The organism is Amnibacterium sp. CER49 (assembly GCF_029846255.1).
Lineage (GTDB): Bacteria > Actinomycetota > Actinomycetes > Actinomycetales > Microbacteriaceae > Amnibacterium.
Map to the genome: position 1 here is coordinate 131,446 of NZ_JARVWQ010000002.1, position 17,999 is coordinate 149,444.

Here is a 17,999-nt window from a genome sequence, read left to right on the forward strand (position 1 = left end):
GCGGACCCCGTCCACGTTACGACGGCACCGCCCGGATGCCGGGCGTCCGCGCCGCACGGCGCCGATCCCGCCACGGGCCCGGGAGTACGGTCGATCGGGTGAGCGCTTCGCGGACCCCGACCGACATCGACTCGATCGCCGAGCAGGTCGTCGACCGCCAGGTCGAGCTCGAGCCCGAGTACGCCGTCTGGCTCGGCCGCCCGGGGTACGAGGGCCGCTACGGCGACCTGTCGCCCGACGGGCACGCCGCGCGGGCCGACGCGGCCCGGGCGGCGCTCCGCGAGCTCGACGGCGCGCAGCCGGCCGATCGCGTCGACGAGGTCACGCTGCTCGACCTGCGCCGCGAGCTCGGGCTCGCCGTGGAGCGCTACGAGGCCGGGCTGCACCTGCGGGACCTCGCCGTGATCGCGTCGCCCGCGCAGAGCATCCGCGACGTGCTCGACCTCGAGCCCGACGAGACCGACGACGACTGGGCGACCATCGCGAAGCGCCTCGCGGCGGTGCCGGGCGCCGTGGACGGCTTCGTGGCGACGCTGCGGGAGGGGATCCGCCGCGGCGTCGTGCCCGCCGTGCGGCAGGTCCGGCTCGTCGCCGAGGACGTCTCGGGTCACGCCGCCGCCGACGGGTTCTTCCGGTCGCTCGCCGCGAGGGGCGCAACCCGGCACGAGGGGCTGCGGCGCGACCTCGAGGCCGGGGCGGAGGCCGCCGCGGACGCCTACCAGGGGCTCGCGCGCTTCCTCAGCGACGAGCTCGCCCCCGCCGCGACGCCGGAGGACGCGGTCGGCCGCGAGCACTACGCGCTCGCCTCCCGCGCGTTCCTCGGCGCGACCGTCGACCTCGACGAGACCTACGAGTGGGGCATCGAGGAGCTCGACCGCATGGTGCGCGAGCAGGAGGCGATCGCGCGCGGGATCGTGCCGGGCGGCAGCGTCGAGGACGCGATCGCCGCCCTCGACGACGACCCGGGCCGCCGGCTCGAGGGCACCGAGCGGCTCCGCGAGTGGATGCAGCAGCGCAGCGATGCCGCGATCGCCGCGCTCGCGGGCACCGCCTTCGACATCCCCGAGCCGCTCCGGCGCCTCGAGTGCCGCATCGCCCCGACGACCTCGGGCGAGATCTACTACACGTCGCCCTCCGACGACTTCTCGCGCCCCGGGCGCATGTGGTGGTCGGTGCCGGAGGGCGTCACCGCGTTCAACACGTGGCGCGAGGCGACGACCGTCTACCACGAGGGCGTGCCCGGGCATCACCTCCAGCTCGGCACCGCGGTCGCGAACAAGGCGGAGCTGAACACCTGGCGACGCTTCGCGGGCACCTCCGGCCACGCGGAGGGCTGGGCGCTGTACGCGGAGCGGCTCATGACGGACCTCGGCTTCCTCGACGACCCCGGCGACCGCCTCGGCATGCTCGACGGGCAGCGGATGCGCGCCGCCCGCGTCGTGCTCGACCTCGGCATCCACCTGCGCAAGCCCCGGCCCGACGGCGGCGGGATCTGGGACGCCGAGAGCGCGCTCGGCTTCTTCCGGCAGCACGTGCACATGGCCGACGGCTTCCTCCGCTTCGAGGTGAACCGCTACCTCGGCTGGCCCGGGCAGGCGCCCTCCTACAAGGTGGGGCAGCGCATCTGGGAGCAGGTGCGCGACGAGGTGCGACGGCGGAGCGGTGACCGCTTCGACCTGAAGGCGTTCCACCGCGACGCGCTCGCGATGGGCGGCGTCGGGCTCGACACGCTGCGCGCGGCGCTCGTGCCCTGACCCCGCTCGGGAATCCTGCGGCGCCTCGGCGCGTTCCGTATCACGGTGAAACAGCCCGGGTACCGATCTGCACGGGTCGGCTAGACTGGGCAGCCGTCCGCCCGCTTCTGCGCGCGCGGTCCGCCGCCTCCGTGCGGCCGGTCGATCCGTCGGGTCGCCCGCACAACTCCATCCGCCGGTCGCGGGAAGGCTCGGACGAGCCTGTGCGCCCGGCCCGAACACCCCATCCGGAAGCAACCACTACATGACTCTCACACCGACCGCCTCGGCCCCCAAGCAGGTCGCGATCAACGACATCGGATCTGCGGACGACTTCCTGGCCGCGGTCGAGAAGACCCTCAAGTTCTTCAACGACGGCGACCTGATCGAGGGCACCGTCGTCAAGATCGACCGCGACGAGGTCCTCGTCGACGTCGGCTACAAGACCGAGGGCGTCATCCCCTCGCGCGAGCTCTCGATCAAGCACGACGTGGACCCCAACGAGGTCGTCACCGTCGGCGACACCGTCGAGGCCCTCGTCCTCCAGAAGGAGGACAAGGAGGGTCGCCTGATCCTCTCCAAGAAGCGCGCCCAGTACGAGCGCGCCTGGGGCGACGTCGAGCGCATCAAGGAGGAGGACGGCGTCGTCACCGGCACCGTCATCGAGGTCGTCAAGGGCGGCCTCATCGTCGACATCGGCCTCCGCGGCTTCCTGCCGGCGTCGCTCATCGAGCTGCGCCGCGTCCGCGACCTCACGCCGTACCTCGGCCAGCAGCTCGAGGCCAAGATCCTCGAGCTCGACAAGAACCGCAACAACGTCGTGCTCTCCCGGCGCGCGCTGCTCGAGCAGACGCAGTCCGAGAGCCGCACCACCTTCCTCAACAACCTGCACAAGGGCCAGGTCCGCAAGGGCGTCGTGTCCTCGATCGTCAACTTCGGCGCGTTCGTCGACCTCGGCGGCGTGGACGGGCTCGTGCACGTCTCCGAGCTCAGCTGGAAGCACATCGAGCACGCGAGCGAGGTCGTCGAGGTGGGCCAGGAGGTCACCGTCGAGGTGCTCGAGGTCGACCTCGACCGGGAGCGCGTCTCCCTGTCGCTGAAGGCGACGCAGGAGGACCCGTGGCAGGTCTTCGCCCGCACCCACGCGATCGGCCAGGTCGCGCCGGGCAAGGTCACGAAGCTCGTCCCGTTCGGCGCGTTCGTGCGCGTCGCGGACGGCATCGAGGGCCTCGTCCACATCTCCGAGCTCTCGAGCCGCCACGTCGAGCTCGCGGAGCAGGTCGTGTCGGTCGGCGAGGAGGTCTTCGTCAAGATCATCGACATCGATCTCGAGCGTCGCCGCATCTCCCTCTCGCTCAAGCAGGCGAACGAGGGCGTCGACCCCGAGGGCACCGAGTTCGACCCGGCGCTCTACGGCATGCTCACCGAGTACGACGAGCAGGGCAACTACAAGTACCCCGAGGGCTTCGACCCCGAGACCAACGAGTGGCGCGAGGGCTTCGAGGAGCAGCGCGACAAGTGGGAGCAGGAGTACGCGGCGGCGCAGGCCCGCTGGGAGGCCCACAAGGCGCAGATCGCCAAGCAGCAGGCCGACGAGGCCGCTGCCGGCACCGCGGGCACGTACTCGAGCGACTCGGCCTCGTCCGGCCGTCTCGCGGACGACGAGTCCCTCGCCGCGCTGCGCGAGCGGCTCACGAGCCGCTGACGCGGTAGCGACACCACCCGAAGGGCGGTTCCCGGATCCCGGGAGCCGCCCTTCGGCGTTCCCTAGGCTGGCGCGGTGCCTCTCCTCGCGCTCACCGGCGGCATCGCGTCGGGCAAGTCGACGATCGCGGCCCGGTTCGCCGAGCTCGGCGCGACGGTGGTCGACGCCGACGTGCTCGCCCGCGAGGTCGTCGAGCCCGGTGAGCCGGCGCTCGCGGCGGTGGCCGAGGCGTTCGGGGACGGGATGCTGCTGCCCGACGGGCGCCTCGACCGGCCCGCGCTCGGCCGGATCGTGTTCGCGGATCCCGACGCGCGGCACCGCCTGAACGGCATCGTGCATCCCGCCGTCGTCGAGCGCTCGCAGGCCCTGTTCCGCGCCGCGCTCGAGCAGGACCCGCAGCGGGTCGTCGTCTACGACGTGCCGCTGCTCGACGCCCGTGGCACCGGCGAGTTCGAGCGCATCGTGGTCGCCGACGCCCCCGTCGAGGTCCGCGTGCGCCGCCTGGTGACGCTCCGGGGGATGGCCGAGGACGACGCCCGCGCGCGGATCGCCGCGCAGCTCGACGACGACGCCCGCCGCGCGCTCGCCACCGACGTCGTCGACACCTCCGGCACGCTCGCGGACACGTTCGCGCAGGTCGACGCGCTCTGGGCGCGCCTGCAGGGCTGATCCGCGGCGCGTCAGCCCCCGCGACCGCGGTGGGCCGCGACCGCGGCGACGTTCGCGAGGCAGACCGCGGCGATGCCGGCGACCTGCAGCGCGTCGAGCCGCTGTCCGAGCACCAGCAGACCGAACACGGCCGCGGCGACGGGGTGGACGCTCTGCAGCATCCCGAAGAGGCCCGCCGGCAGCGTGCGCAGGATCACGAGGTCGAGCGAGTAGGGCAGCGCCGAGGACAGCACGCCCGTGATGGCGCCGACGAGCAGCACGTGCCCGGCCTGCGCGGGTGGCAGCCCGAGCAGCAGCACGACGAGGCCGGGCAGCGTGAGGACCGTGCCCGTGAGGCCCGCGACGGCCGTGCCGGTGACGCCCGGCAGCGCACCGGCGACGCGGCTGAGCACGATGTAGGCGGCCCAGAGCGCAGCCGCGCCGAGCCCGAGCAGCAGGCCGACCGGGTCCGGCGCCGGCCCGCCGACCGCTCCCGTGAGGACGACCACGCCGGCGAGCGCGAGGGCCCCGCACGCGGCGTCGACAGCGCGACGCGACGCGGCGAGCGCGACGGCGAGGGGCCCGAGGAACTCGACGGTGACGGCGAGACCGAGCCCGATCCGCTCCACCGCCGCGTACAGCGTCGTGTTCATCCCGACGAGGACGACGCCGAGCAGCAGCGCCGGGGTCAGGCGCTTCAGGCCGATGCGGTGCAGCGGCGGCCGGGCGATCGCGAGCAGCGTCACGGCGGAGACGAGCTGGCGCATCGCGGCGACGCCGAACGGTCCGACGAGCGGGAACACGGTCGCGCCGATCGCGGCGCCGACCTGCACCGACGAGGCGCTGCCGACGACCCCCGCGATGCGCAGGCGCCGCCCGTCCGCGCTCGTCATGGCTGCAGCCCCCTCGGTCCGGCGGAGGCCCGCCACCGCTCACGATAGCCGCGGCAGCCGGACGACCGAGTGCGCCGACGGGACCCGCCGGCGCACTCGGGGAGCAGGAGGCGCTACGCCCGTCCGGCGAGCACGCGCTCGCGGTCGTCCGACGCCTCGTCGCGCACGCGCTCGATCGCGGGCCGCGGCGCGGTGCCCGTCAGCGCCGCCCACGTCTCGGGCACGGCGCGGGTGTGCGCGACCGCGCGCGGCACCGGGCGTCCGAGGTCGAGGATCGCGTCGTAGACGCGGGCGCTGTTGCGGCCGTCGCGCACCGGGAAGGTGCGCCGGGCGACCTCGGCGTAGCGGCGCCGCACGTCGGCGTCCTCGAGCACGGACTCGATGCCCGCGACGAGCTCGTCCGCGGTGGTCGCCACGGGACCGAAGCCGTCCGTGCGGTAGTCGTAGTAGCCGGGGCCCTCGGTGTGGTTCGCGATGTACTCCCGCTCGTCGAACTGGAAGTACGCGACCGGCCGCTCGAGGTAGGCGGCGTTGAACGCCATCGACGAGTAGTCGGTGACGAGGACCGCCGAGCGGATCACCGCGTCCTGCACGTCGATGTCGCCGTACCGGCCGAGCACGATCTGCTTCGGCAGGTCGAACTCGTCGAGGTACGGCTGGATGTTCGGGTGCGGCAGGAAGACGATCCGGTACCCGCCGCGGCGCGCGAGCTCGAGCAGCCGGGGGGAGCGGAGCACGTCGCCCCAGGCCTGCGCGTACTCGCTGCGCATGAAGTCGGCGTTGCGGTGACGGTCCGTCGACGAGGTGCGTGCCTTGCCGACGAGGTGCTCGCGCCACGTGGGCGCGATGAGGATGTCGCGCACCGCCGACTCGGGCATCGCGGCGCTCCGGCGCCGCAGCGCGTCGTGCCGTGGCAGGCCCGTGAGCCGGACCTCCTTCGTGGTGAGCGCGTAGGGGGTGTCGCCCGCGAGGAAGCCGTACTCCGGCTCGGTGGACGCGACGATCATGTCGATCGACTTGCGGTTGAGCCACGGCGAGAGGTCGCCCTTGATGACGCCGTGCTGCAGGAACACGAAGCGGAACTGCGGCGGCCCGAAGCGCCGGCGATCGAGCGGGTTCGTCACGTAGGCGTCAGCGTGGCTCGACGCGACCACGGTCGCGGAGAGGATCAGCAGCAGCCAGCGGAACGAGCGGAACGGCACGATCCGGAACCCGTCGCGCTGCAGCCGCCGGTAGTCGCTGCTGCGCTTGTCGAGCGTGAACCAGACGTTGCGGCCGGGGTGGTTCGCGCGGATCCAGCGGTACAGCTCCTCGGCGCTGTCACCGGCCTCGTTGTTCTTGTCCATGAGCAGCCAGGCCTTGCCGTAGCGCGCGCGCACCACCGGCGAGCGCAGCGCGAGCCACGTGAGGATGTCCTTGATGCCGTGCAGCGACAGCTCGCGACGGCCCCAGCCGATCGCACCGAGCAGCGCGCGCTTGACGACGGAGCCGGCGAGGCGCCAAGTCGGCCGCGTCTGCTGGCGGAAGCGCGCCGGGGTGGCATCGGCGGTACGGCGGGCGATTCGCCGGATGTCCGGCACCCGCAGCTTGTAGTCGCTCACCCCCGAGCGGCTCCAGTTCGCGAACCGCACCGGGGCGCCGTTCAGGCGGGCGCGGATCTGGCCGGCCGAGTCGATCCAGACGATCCGCTCCTTCAGCAGCACGGTGCCGACGAGGCGGACCGGGCGCACGGCGGAGTGCCTCGGCTCCGCGGACCGGCCGTGCGACCAGAAGCGCTCGGAGGGGAGCGGGCCGCCGAAGTAGTAGACGAGGCGGGCGAGGTCCTGGCGGTCGTCGACCGCGGAGACGGTGACCCGGTCGACGAACGGCTCGTCGCGGTAGCCGTGCGCGAGCGCCTGCTTCATCCAGCCGGGCACGGCCATCATGTCGAAGCCGAAGATCACCTCGTCCTCGAGGTAGCCGACGACGTCGCGCATGATGCGGGCGAACTCGTCCAGCACGGCCTGGTCGACCGCGCGGGAGATGCGGTTCTCCGGCCAGTCCATCTTGAACAGCCAGAACACGTTGTAGGCGACGAGGTTCTGCAGCCAGTGCGGCACGCTGCCGCGCTGCTCGCGCGCCGTCCGCAGCAGCTCGAGGTAGCCGTACCGCGGCACGTCGGTGTACGTGCGCGGGTCGTACCGGTAGTTCTGGTTCGTCGAGCTGCCGTCGGCGCGCTTCCGGTAGCGGTAGACCGCCCGGTCGACGAGGCCGAGCGTCGGCTCGTCGGCGAGGAGCAGGTACTCGGCGACGAACTTGCCGTCCTCGAACGCGGAGCGCAGGCGCTCGTCGAAGCGGATCGAGTGGTCGCGCACGATGTCGGCGCGGAACAGGCTCGACAGCAGCTGGCCGTGGATGAAGTTCGGCCGCGCGGCGAGGTTCGCCACCGTGTTGCCCGACTTGAAGCGGAAGCCGTGCGGGTGCGTGTCGGCGATCTCGCCGGTGACCTCGTCCCAGAACACGACGTGTCCCGCGTAGAGCGCGATGTCGAGGTGCGCGGTCTGCTCCATGAACGCGAACAGCTCGGCGAAGAGCTGCGGCTCGATCACGTCGTCCGGGTCGAGGAAGCAGAGCCAGTCGCCGCGGGCGCGCTCGATCCCGGCGTTGCGCGCCGAGGCCTGGCCGCCGTTCTCCTTGCGGACCACCTGCACCGACCCGGGATGCCGCGCGGCGAACGCCTCGGCGAGCGCTGCGGAGCCGTCGGGGGAGCCGTCGTCGACGAGCACGACGTCGAGCCGGTCGAGGCCGACCGTCTGCGCCTCGATCGAGGCGAGGAAGTCCGGGAGGTAGCGCTCCACGCCGTACATGGGTGCGATGACGCTGACGAGGGGTGCTGGCAAGGACGGGTGCTCCAATGCGGGAGGAGGACGCGTCCGGCGCCGATGCCGGAGCGACCAGGGGCGGGTCGGACGGCCCGACCGTCCAGCCCCCCGTTCGGGGGTCAGTGGATGCTAAGAAACGATGTCGCGGACGCCCGGCATCCGGAGCGGAGTGTCGCGCCCTCCGCGGCGGCGTCCGGCGGGGGCGACCCGTCGCAGCGCCCGGCCCGCGGTGCGCCGCAGCAGCCGCAGCCCCCGGACCGGCAGCGGGTCGCGGAGGCGGGGGAGCGCGAGGTCGAACCGCTCCCCGTCGAGGCGGACCTCGGCGCGGCGCGTCGCCGGCAGGACGGTGCGGCGCTCCTGCACGAGCGTCTGGTCGAAGTGGTGCAGCGGCGCCGCGGTCGTCCCGAGCGGGCGGACGACCCGGCCGCGCACCACGACCTCCTCCTCGGGCGCCCGCCCGACGAACAGCGATCGCACCTCGACCGTGCCGCGTGCACCGCGGGCGAGCAGCGGCAGCGGCGGCACGGGCGAGCCCTTCAGGGCGAGCAGCAGCGCGCGCGTCTCGCGGTTCAGCGGGGTGACGCGGTAGTCGAGGATCAGCGCGTCGTCGATGTGCGCGAGCACCGACGACACCCGGCCGAGGAACGCGACGCGCTGCTCGGGGGTCAGGACGTGCGCCTTCGTGGCCTCCCGCTCCTCGGCGACGAGCAGCCACTTCAGCTCGTAGAGCACCTGGTTCTGGAACCACGCGGGCACATGTCCCCGCTCGGCGGCGAGGCGGGCGAGCGCCGGGAGGTAGCCGAGGTCGAAGCGCTCGAACCAGGTCTCGGCGCGCGTGCGGTAGCGGTCGACGGCCGAGTCGGCGCTCGCGCGCTTCCGGTAGCGGTAGACCGCGCCGGGCACGACGCCGAGCGCCGGATCGGGTGCGGCGGCGAGCACGTCGGCGACGAACAGCGCGTCCTCGGACGCGTGCAGGCCGGGGAGGAAGCGGATGCCGGAGCGCTCGAGGTCGGCGCGCCGGAAGCACGTCGACGCGGCGTGCATCTGCAGGAAGTGCGGCTCGTCGGCGAGGCGGACGACCCGTGCGCCGTCCTGGAACTTGAAGCGCAGCGAGTGGTTGTCGAGCAGTCGGCCCTCGGCCTCGATGTGCTTCACGAGGTTCGTCGCGACGGCGGTCGCCGCGTCGCCGTGCTCGAGCACGAACGCCGCGACCTCGGCACACCAGCGCTCGCCGAGCGCGTCGTCGGAGTCGGGGAAGCCGACCCACTCGCCGGTCGCGGCGGCGAGACCGCGGTTCCGCGCCGCGCTGACGCCGGCGTTCGCCTGCCGGATCAGCAGGGCGTCGACGCCCGCGGGCCTCGCCTCGTCGATCCACCGCTCGACGAGGTCCGCGCTGCCGTCGGGGGAGCCGTCGTCGACGAAGACGCACTGCAGGTCGTACGGTCCGGGCTCCTGCGCGGCGATCGAGTCGAGCAGATCGGGCAGGTAGCGCTCGACGTCGTACAGGGGCACGACGAGGCTCAGCGTCACCCGTCCGGCGCGGTCGGGCTGCGGGCTCGTGCTCATGGTGGTCCTCGGGCGTGGGCGCGGGCGGACCGGGTGCCCGCCGCTGCCGCTCCAGGACACCCCAACGGGGGGCGGGCGCCGGCTCGACACGCCGGAGCGGGCTCCGGCCGGAGCCGACGGTGAGGACGTAGGGATCCGCGCAGCGCTGTCGGTGCACGTGCGTACCGTTGATCCATGAGCAGGACCCCCACGCGCGCCGTCCGCCCGTTCCAGGTGGTCAGCGACTACACGCCGAGCGGCGACCAGCCGCACGCGATCGCCGAGCTCGCCCGGCGGGTCAAGGCCGGCGAGCCCGACATCGTGCTCCTCGGCGCGACCGGCACGGGCAAGTCGGCCACCACGGCCTGGCTCATCGAGGCGGTGCAGCGGCCCACCCTCGTGCTCGCGCACAACAAGACCCTCGCCGCCCAGCTCGCGAACGAGTTCCGGCAGCTGATGCCGAACAACGCGGTCGAGTACTTCGTCTCGTACTACGACTACTACCAGCCCGAGGCGTACGTCCCGCAGACCGACACCTTCATCGAGAAGGACTCGTCGATCAACGCCGAGGTCGAGCGCCTGCGCCACTCCACCACCAACTCGCTGCTCAGCCGGCGCGACGTGATCGTCGTCTCCACCGTCTCCTGCATCTACGGCCTCGGCGCGGCCGAGGAGTACGTGGGCGCCATGGTCGCGCTGCAGGTCGGTCAGCGCATCAGCCGCGACGCGCTGGTGCGCGGGTTCCTCAACATGCAGTACCAGCGCAACGACATCGACTTCTCCCGCGGGCGCTTCCGGGTGCGCGGTGACACGATCGAGATCATCCCCGTGTACGAGGAGCACGCGATCCGCATCGAGATGTTCGGCGACGAGATCGAGGCGCTCTACTCGCTGCACCCGCTCACCGGCGACGTGATCGCCCGACTCGACGCCGTCTCGGTGTTCCCGGCCACGCACTACGCGGCGAGCCCCGAGACCATGACGCGGGCCATCGGCACGATCCGCGACGAGCTCGGCGACCGGCTCGGCACGCTGAAGCGCGAGAACAAGCTGCTCGAGGAGCAGCGGCTGCGCATGCGCACGTCGTTCGACCTCGAGATGATGGAGCAGATCGGGTTCTGCAACGGCATCGAGAACTACTCGCGGCACATCGACGGCCGCATGCCGGGGGAGCCGCCCAACTGCCTGCTCGACTACTTCCCTGACGACTTCCTCACGGTCATCGACGAGTCGCACGTCACCGTCCCGCAGATCGGCGCCATGTACGAGGGCGACGCGTCGCGCAAGCGCACCCTCGTCGAGCACGGCTTCCGGCTCCCGTCCGCGCTCGACAACCGGCCGCTCACCTGGGACGAGTTCTCCGCCCGGGTCGGGCAGACCGTGTACCTCTCGGCGACCCCGGGCAAGTACGAGCTCGGCATGGCCGACGGCGTCGTCGAGCAGATCATCCGGCCCACCGGCCTCGTCGATCCCGAGATCGTCATCAAGCCGTCGAAGGGCCGCGTCGACGACCTGCTCGAGGAGATCCGGCAGCGCGCCGAGCGCGACGAGCGCGTGCTCGTCACCACCCTCACGAAGAAGAGCGCGGAGGACCTCACCGACTTCCTCGGCGAGGCGGGGGTGCGCGTGCGCTACCTGCACGCCGACGTCGACACGCTCCGCCGCGTCGAGCTGCTCACCGAGCTGCGGCAGGGCGTCTTCGACGTGCTCGTCGGCATCAACCTCCTCCGCGAGGGCCTCGACCTGCCCGAGGTGTCGCTCGTCGCGATCCTCGACGCCGACAAGGAGGGCTTCCTCCGCTCGTCGACCTCCTTGATCCAGACGATCGGCCGTGCCGCCCGCAACGTGTCGGGCCAGGTGCACATGTACGCCGACACGATCACCCCGTCGATGGCGCAGGCGATCGACGAGACGAACCGGCGCCGCGAGAAGCAGGTCGAGTACAACCGGGTGAACGGCATCGACCCGCAGCCGCTGCGCAAGCGCATCGCCGACATCACCGACCAGCTCGTCCGCGAGGCCGCCGACACCGACCGCATGCTCGCGGCGAGCGGCGGCGGCGGCAAGGGCAAGTCGCCGGTGCCGGCGCTCCGCGGCTCGGGACGCTCGGGCCTCGCCGCCAACGGCGCCGCCGAGCTCGAGTCGATCATCGCCGACCTCAACCAGCAGATGCTGCAGGCCGCGAACGAGCTGAAGTTCGAGCTCGCCGCCCGGCTCCGTGACGAGCTCTCGGAGCTGAAGGGCGAGCTGCGCCAGATGGAGAAGGCGGGACACCTGGTGCCCTGACCCCCGGGATGCGCTCGGCGGATCCCGGGGAGGGCGCTCACCCCTCGCCCGACACGACCCTCCGCGCGGCCGCGAGGAACCGGTCGGCGTAGCGCTCGGCGCCGAAGTCGCCGAGGAAGTACGACTTCGCCTCGCGCCGCGCGGGCTGCACGGGGTCGAAGGTGGTCATGCTGTCGAGCACCGCGTCGATGTTGCGGGCCTTCCGGTCGAGCACGTACGCCGCCTTCGCGATCGGGAAGGTGCGCGCGAAGTCCGACACCGATCCCTGCATCGCGGTCACCGCGAACGGCTTCTCCGAGTAGAGGAAGTCGGGGACGACGCTCGAGACGTCCGAGACGAGCAGGTCGGCCGAGTTGAAGCACTCCACGAGGCTCATCCCGGTCGTCGCCTCCGCGCCGAACCGGTGCTCGCGGCCGGTGGCGCGCCGGTCCGCGTCGAGCACCTCGACGATGCGCGCGGCCTGCTGGGCATGGGCCGGGTAGCGGTCCGTGTAGGGGTGCGCGCGGAAGAGCACCGTGTACCCGCGCTTCAGCAGCGCCTCGACGATCGGGACGCCGATCGGCAGCGAGCAGTAGTCGGAGTCGGCGTTCGAGCCGCCCCAGGTCGGTGCGTAGAGGGCCGTCGGCACGCTCGAGGTGGAGCGCCCGACGAGCACGTCCTCGATCTGCGGGCGTCCGACGATCTCGAACAGCTCTGCGGGCACGTGGACGCCGTTCGCCGCGAAGCGGTCGATCGCCGCCTGGCCGGCGACGAAGTCCTTGTCGTAGAGCCGGAAGACCGGGCTGTAGCTCGGGGCCTTGTCGCTCTCGCCGTGGTTCAGCTGCACGTGCGTGAGGCCCGCGAACCGGATCAGGTGCGTGTTCCTCGCGGCGTTGTTCACGTAGAAGACCGCACGCATCGAGGGCGGGACGACGGCGTCTAGGTCGCCGTGCTCCTGCCGGACCAGGATGGGGCGCGAGGTGACCGGCGCGATGCTCGCGAACGACTCGGGGTTGCGCACGATGACGACGAACCGCTCGCCGATGCGCTCGAGGTACGGCAGCCACATCGTCACCTGGTACTCGGTGCCGGGCTGGGCGTCCCAGTGCAGCGCGAACGCCGGCGCGTAGTCCGCCACGGCGCGGGCGAGCCGGCGCTCGGCGAGCTTCCGCGCACGGAGGCGCAGCATCGTCTCGGCGAGCACCCCGACCGGGACGAGCAGGGCGACCGCCGCGACCACGAGCAGGACCGGCAGCGCGCCGCCGAGCGCGGCCGCGACCGCGATGCCGACGACCGCGACGGTGTTCGTCACGAACACCCTGCCCGGCTCGACCCGCGCCGCGTTCGGCACGTCGATGCCGGGCAGGTTCAGCGCGTACGGCGGCGTCGCGACGACCACCTTCGGCAGCATCTGCTCGACGAGCACGGCGGCGGCGAGCAGGCAGCTGACGAACGCGCCGACGACGGGCGCGGCGGGGTGCAGCACCACGACCGACAGCGCGAGCAGCGTCCGCGGCACGACGTCGGCGCCGACCGGCCCGATGCCGCGGCGGAGCGCCCGGAGCTGCTCGGGCGGCAGCAGCGGCAGCACCACGGCCACGACGGCCGTCACGAGCGCCACCGCCGGCACGTGCCCGACGACCGCCGTGACGAAGCCCGCAACGGCGAGCACCGCCGCGGCCTGGTGCAGCAGGCCCGAGCGGACGATGTTGCCGAGCCGCAGGGTGCGCCGTCGGCGCCTCGAAGGGGCGGCCACCGGCGAGGGGTTGACGCCTGGCAGGGCGATCGGGGCGGTGCGCGCCTCGTCGAACTCGGGGCCGGAGCCGGCCTGGCCGCCGGCAGCGACGCGGGCCGGGACGGGAGCGGGCCGGGACGGCACGGCGGGCAGCGCCTTCGGTCCCGCGGCAGCGGGACGCTCCGCACCGAGGCGGTCACGGTCGTTCACCAGCGTCATCTGCTCGCGGTCCCTCCCTGCCCCGATCGGGGGGCGTGCGTCAGTCCTCAAGGAACGCTAAGGAGGCCCGGCGCGCGACCGGCCACGACGCGCCGACGACGCCGCGGGCGGCGGGCGCTCCGGAGCCGGGCGGGCGTTTCGCCATAATGGCTCCGTGCGCCGACTGCTCATCGACCTGCGCCGGCGCGCGCAGTCGAACGTGATCAAGCGGCTCCGCCGCTCGCGGCTCTTCCCGCGGACCCTCGTGAACCGGCTCGGCGACGACGAGCGTCTCGCGACGGCGCGCACCGACGCCGCGGTGATGGTCTACTTCCCGGGCGCGCTCGACACGCTGTACCAGATCGAGCCCTGGCTGCCGACCTTCGAGGCGCTGCACCGCGTGCACCGCGTCGTGGTGGTCTGCCAGGACTCGCGGGTCGCGGCGCACCTGCGCGACACGAGTGCCCTCCCGGTGCTCACCGTCGCCCGCTACGGCACCCTCGACGGCCTGCTCGGACGCAGCGAGGTGAAGCTCGCGCTCTACGTGAGCCACCTGCCGCGCAACTTCGAGTCGCTGCGCTTCACCTCGCTCCTGCATGCGTACATCGGCCACGGCGACAGCGACAAGGGCGTCTCCGCGTCCAACCAGCTGAAGGCCTACGACTTCGTCTTCACGCCCGGGCAGGCCGCGATCGACCGCATCGCGAAGCGGCTCATGCGCTTCGACACGGCCGAGCGCTGCCGCATCGTGGGGCAGCCGCTCACCCTGTCGGCGCCCGTCGTCCCCGCCGCTTCCGCCTCGGGCGCGCCCGTCGTGCTCTACGCGCCCACCTGGGAGGGCGCGCAGCCGTCGGTCGCCTACAGCTCGGTGCTGAGCCACGGCGAGCGGATGGTCCGCGCGCTGCTCGCCGACGGCCGGTTCCGCGTGCTCTACCGCCCGCACCCGCTCATCGGGGTCACGTCCCGCGCCTACACGCTCGCCGACCAGGCCATCCGCGCGGCCGTCGAGGAGGCCGGCGACGGGTCCGCCGTGGTGCCGGCCGACGCCGAGCCGCTCGAGGCCTCCTTCGCGAAGGCGTCCGCGCTCGTCTGCGACGTCTCGGCGGTGGCCACCGGCTGGCTGCCCTCGCTGAAGCCGATCGTCGTCACGAAGCCGGCGGGCGAGGAAGCGGTCGCGGCCGACTCCGGCATGCTCACGCGCGTGCCGCGGCTGGCCGCTGAGCACGCCGACCGCATCGCCGAGGTGATCGCCGAGGAGCTCGCCGACGACCCCGGTCGCGAGGTGCGTCGGGAGCTCGTCGCGCACTACCTGTCGCCGTACTGGCCGGACGGCGTCACCGAGCGCTTCGTCGAGGTGTGCGGCGAGGTGATCGCCCTCCGCGACTCGCTGCGGCCTCGCCTCGTCGCCGAGGGCGCCACCGGCGTCTAGGCCGCCGTGCCCGGCCCCCCGACGGGGGCTCGCGCTCGCTCACGGCGAACCCGCACGGGCTGTCGGAGCGCTTCCGTATCCTCTTCAGGTGCCGATCTCGCGGGTGGGGACCAACGCCAGGCTGAGCGTCCGGGGAGCCCGGGTGCACAACCTCCAGGACGTGTCGGTCGAGATCCCACGCGACTCCCTCGTGGTCTTCACCGGGCTCTCGGGCAGCGGCAAGTCGTCCCTCGCGTTCGACACGATCTTCGCCGAGGGCCAGCGCCGCTACGTCGAGTCGTTGTCCGCGTACGCGCGCCAGTTCCTCGGTCAGGTCGACCGGCCCGACGTCGACTTCATCGAGGGCCTCTCGCCCGCGGTGTCGATCGACCAGAAGTCGACGAACCGCAACCCGCGGTCCACGGTGGGCACGATCACCGAGATCTGGGACTACATGCGGCTGCTCTGGGCCCGCATCGGTGTGCCGCACTGCCCGATCTGCGGCGAGGTCATCGCCAGCCAGACCGTGCAGCAGATCGCCGACCAGCTCATGGAGCTGCCCGAGGGAACGCGATTCCAGGTGGTCAGCCCCGTCGTGCAGCAGAAGAAGGGCGAGTTCGTCGACCTCTTCAAAGAGCTGTCGGCGAAGGGCTACTCGCGTATCGTGGTCGACGGCAGGACCGAGTCGCTCTCGAGCCCGCCCACGCTCAAGAAGTCGTACAAGCACGACATCGCGGTCGTCGTCGACCGGCTCGTCGCGGGTCCCGAGCTGCTCACGCGCCTTACGGACTCGCTCGAGACCGCCCTGTCGCTCACCGAGGGCGTCGTGCAGATCAACTTCGTCGACGAGGAGGGGCCCGCGGCCTGGCGCAGCTTCTCCGAGCGCCTGTCGTGCCCGAACAACCATCCGCTGCAGCTCGCCGAGATCGAGCCGCGAACCTTCTCGTTCAACGCGCCGTTCGGAGCCTGCCCCGAGTGCTCGGGCCTCGGCACCCGCATGGCGGTCGACCCCGACCTGCTGCTCGGCGACCCGTCGCTGTCGATCAGCGAGGGCGTCATCATCCCCTGGACGAACCAGGGCAAGCAGCTCTTCCAGTACTACGAGCGCATGCTGAACGGCCTCGCCCGCGACCTCGGCTTCTCGCTCGACAGCCCGTGGGAGGCGCTGCCCGACGAGATCCGCGACGCGGTGCTCCACGGCAACAACTTCGAGGTGCGCGTGCGGTGGAAGAACCGCTACGGCCGCGAGATGTCGTACACGCAGGGCTTCGAGGGCGTCATCCCGTACCTCGAGCGCAACTGGCTGCAGGCCGAGACCGACGTGCAGCGCGCGCGCTGGGCCGAGTACCTCCGCGAGGTGCCGTGCGCCGTCTGCGGCGGCAAGCGGCTGAAGCCCGAGGTGCTCGCCGTCGCCGTCGACGGGCACAGCATCGCCGACGTCGCCGACCTCTCCATCGCCGACGCCCAGCGGTTCATGGAGACCGTGCGGCTGTCCGAGCGCGACGCGAAGGTGGCCGCGCAGGTGCTCCGCGAGATCCGGGCCCGCCTCGAGTTCCTCACCGAGGTCGGCCTCACCTACCTCACGCTCTCGCGGTCCGCCGGCACCCTGTCCGGCGGCGAGGCGCAGCGCATCCGGCTCGCCACGCAGATCGGGTCGGGCCTCACCGGTGTGCTCTACGTGCTCGACGAGCCGAGCATCGGCCTGCACCAGCGCGACAACCGCCGGCTCATCGACACCCTCGTGAAGCTGCGCGACCTCGGCAACACGCTCATCGTCGTCGAGCACGACGAGGACACCATCCGCACGGCCGACTGGATCGTCGACATCGGTCCGGGGGCGGGCGTGAACGGGGGCCGGGTCGTGCACTCGGGCGACTACGCGTCGCTCGTCGCCGACGAGGAGTCGATCACCGGCGACTACCTCGCCGGGCGCCGGGCCATCGAGGTGCCGGCGCAGCGGCGTCCGATCGATCGCAAGCGTCGCCTCGAGGTCGTGGGGGCCAACGCGAACAACCTGAAGTCGGTGTCCGCGTCCTTCCCGCTCGGGGTGCTCACGGCCGTCACCGGCGTCTCGGGCTCCGGCAAGAGCACGCTCGTGAACGACATCCTCTACCGGGTGCTCGCCAACCGCTTGAACGGGGCCCGCAAGGTGCCGGGCAAGCACCGCCGCGTCACCGGGCTCGAGAACCTCGACAAGGTCGTGCACGTCGACCAGGCGCCGATCGGCCGCACCCCGCGCTCCAACCCGGCCACCTACACCGGGGTCTTCGACCGCATCCGCACGCTGTTCAGCGAGACCCCCGAGGCGAAGGCACGCGGCTACCTGCCGGGCCGGTTCAGCTTCAACGTCAAGGGCGGCCGCTGCGAGCACTGCCAGGGCGACGGCACGATCAAGATCGAGATGAACTTCCTGCCCGACGTCTACGTCGTGTGCGAGGTCTGCAAGGGTGCCCGGTACAACCGCGACACCCTCGCCGTGCACTACAAGGGCAGGAACATCGCCGAGGTGCTCGACATGCCGATCGCCGAGGCGGCCGAGTTCTTCGAGCCGATCTCCGCGATCCATCGCTACCTGAAGACCCTCGTCGACGTCGGGCTCGGCTACGTGCGGCTCGGGCAGAGCGCCACCACGCTCTCCGGCGGCGAGGCGCAGCGCGTGAAGCTCGCCACCGAGCTGCAGCGCCGCTCGAACGGCCGCACGGTCTACGTGCTCGACGAGCCCACGACGGGCCTCCACTTCGAGGACGTCCACAAGCTGCTGCAGGTGCTGCACGGGCTCGTCGACAAGGGCAACACGGTCATCGTCATCGAGCACAACCTCGACGTCATCAAGAACGCCGACTGGGTCGTCGACATGGGCCCCGAGGGCGGCGCGGGCGGCGGCACCGTCATCGCCGAGGGCACGCCCGAGGACGTCGCCGACTCGAGCATCAGCCACACCGGGCGCTTCCTCGCCGAGGTGCTGCGCCAGCCGGCGCTGGCGGCGAGCGCGTGAGGCGGCGCAGTCG

The 17,999-nt window shown here is 72.4% G+C and carries 10 protein-coding genes; 6 read left to right on the forward strand and 4 right to left on the reverse strand.

Going from position 1 to position 17,999, the window contains the following annotated elements; all coding sequences use genetic code 11:
- Positions 1-98 precede the first annotated feature (98 nt).
- From QDR37_RS10630 to coaE, 3 genes are all read left to right on the forward strand, one after another.
- Positions 99-1,754 (forward strand): DUF885 domain-containing protein, encoded by a 1,656-nt coding sequence (locus QDR37_RS10630; protein WP_279713728.1) that lies wholly within the window; start codon positions 99-101, stop codon positions 1,752-1,754.
- A 244-nt stretch (positions 1,755-1,998) separates the two neighbouring features.
- Entirely contained in the window at positions 1,999-3,438 is a 1,440-nt protein-coding gene (rpsA, locus tag QDR37_RS10635) for a 30S ribosomal protein S1 (protein WP_279713729.1), read from the forward strand.
- 75 nt (positions 3,439-3,513) lie between these two features.
- Positions 3,514-4,107 (forward strand): dephospho-CoA kinase, encoded by a 594-nt coding sequence (coaE, locus tag QDR37_RS10640; protein ID WP_279713730.1) that lies wholly within the window; start codon positions 3,514-3,516, stop codon positions 4,105-4,107.
- A gap of 11 nt (positions 4,108-4,118) precedes the next feature.
- On the opposite strand, the gene QDR37_RS10645 is transcribed toward coaE, so the two are convergent.
- The 3 genes from QDR37_RS10645 to QDR37_RS10655 form a co-directional block, all read right to left on the reverse strand.
- A complete protein-coding gene (locus tag QDR37_RS10645) occupies positions 4,119-4,979 on the reverse strand; it encodes an EamA family transporter (protein ID WP_279713731.1) in 861 nt (286 codons plus the stop codon).
- 113 nt (positions 4,980-5,092) lie between these two features.
- The gene (locus QDR37_RS10650) at positions 5,093-7,858 is read right to left on the reverse strand and encodes a CDP-glycerol glycerophosphotransferase family protein (protein ID WP_279713732.1); all 2,766 of its coding nucleotides are present in this window, start codon (positions 7,856-7,858) and stop codon (positions 5,093-5,095) included.
- A gap of 111 nt (positions 7,859-7,969) precedes the next feature.
- Positions 7,970-9,406 (reverse strand): glycosyltransferase, encoded by a 1,437-nt coding sequence (locus QDR37_RS10655; RefSeq protein ID WP_279713733.1) that lies wholly within the window; start codon positions 9,404-9,406, stop codon positions 7,970-7,972.
- Positions 9,407-9,580: 174 nt separating this feature from the next.
- Here QDR37_RS10655 and uvrB point away from each other — a divergent pair, with 174 nt between their 5' ends.
- Positions 9,581-11,671 (forward strand): excinuclease ABC subunit UvrB, encoded by a 2,091-nt coding sequence (gene uvrB / locus QDR37_RS10660; protein ID WP_279713734.1) that lies wholly within the window; start codon positions 9,581-9,583, stop codon positions 11,669-11,671.
- Positions 11,672-11,708: 37 nt separating this feature from the next.
- Here uvrB and QDR37_RS10665 read toward each other — a convergent pair whose 3' ends face one another.
- Positions 11,709-13,604: a CDP-glycerol glycerophosphotransferase family protein gene (locus QDR37_RS10665; RefSeq protein ID WP_279713735.1), complete on the reverse strand. Its 1,896-nt coding sequence runs from the start codon at positions 13,602-13,604 to the stop codon at positions 11,709-11,711.
- A 154-nt stretch (positions 13,605-13,758) separates the two neighbouring features.
- On the opposite strand from QDR37_RS10665, the gene QDR37_RS10670 reads away from it, so the two are divergent.
- Together QDR37_RS10670 and uvrA are read left to right on the forward strand one after the other, a co-directional pair.
- Complete coding sequence (locus tag QDR37_RS10670) at positions 13,759-15,012, forward strand: CDP-glycerol glycerophosphotransferase family protein (RefSeq protein WP_279713736.1); 1,254 nt, start codon at positions 13,759-13,761, stop codon at positions 15,010-15,012.
- Positions 15,013-15,100: 88 nt separating this feature from the next.
- Complete coding sequence (gene uvrA, locus QDR37_RS10675) at positions 15,101-17,986, forward strand: excinuclease ABC subunit UvrA (RefSeq protein WP_279713737.1); 2,886 nt, start codon at positions 15,101-15,103, stop codon at positions 17,984-17,986.
- Positions 17,987-17,999: the final 13 nt, after the last annotated feature.

Bases quoted from the DNA above. Each gene is read 5' to 3' on its own strand.
- QDR37_RS10665 (WP_279713735.1), bottom strand. From the start codon at position 13,604: ATGACGCTGGTGAACGACCGTGACCGCCTCGGTGCGGAGCGTCCCGCT.
- uvrB (WP_279713734.1), top strand. From the start codon at position 9,581: ATGAGCAGGACCCCCACGCGCGCCGTCCGCCCGTTCCAGGTGGTCAGC.
- rpsA (WP_279713729.1), top strand. From the start codon at position 1,999: ATGACTCTCACACCGACCGCCTCGGCCCCCAAGCAGGTCGCGATCAAC.
- QDR37_RS10655 (WP_279713733.1), bottom strand. From the start codon at position 9,406: ATGAGCACGAGCCCGCAGCCCGACCGCGCCGGACGGGTGACGCTGAGC.
- QDR37_RS10645 (WP_279713731.1), bottom strand. From the start codon at position 4,979: ATGACGAGCGCGGACGGGCGGCGCCTGCGCATCGCGGGGGTCGTCGGC.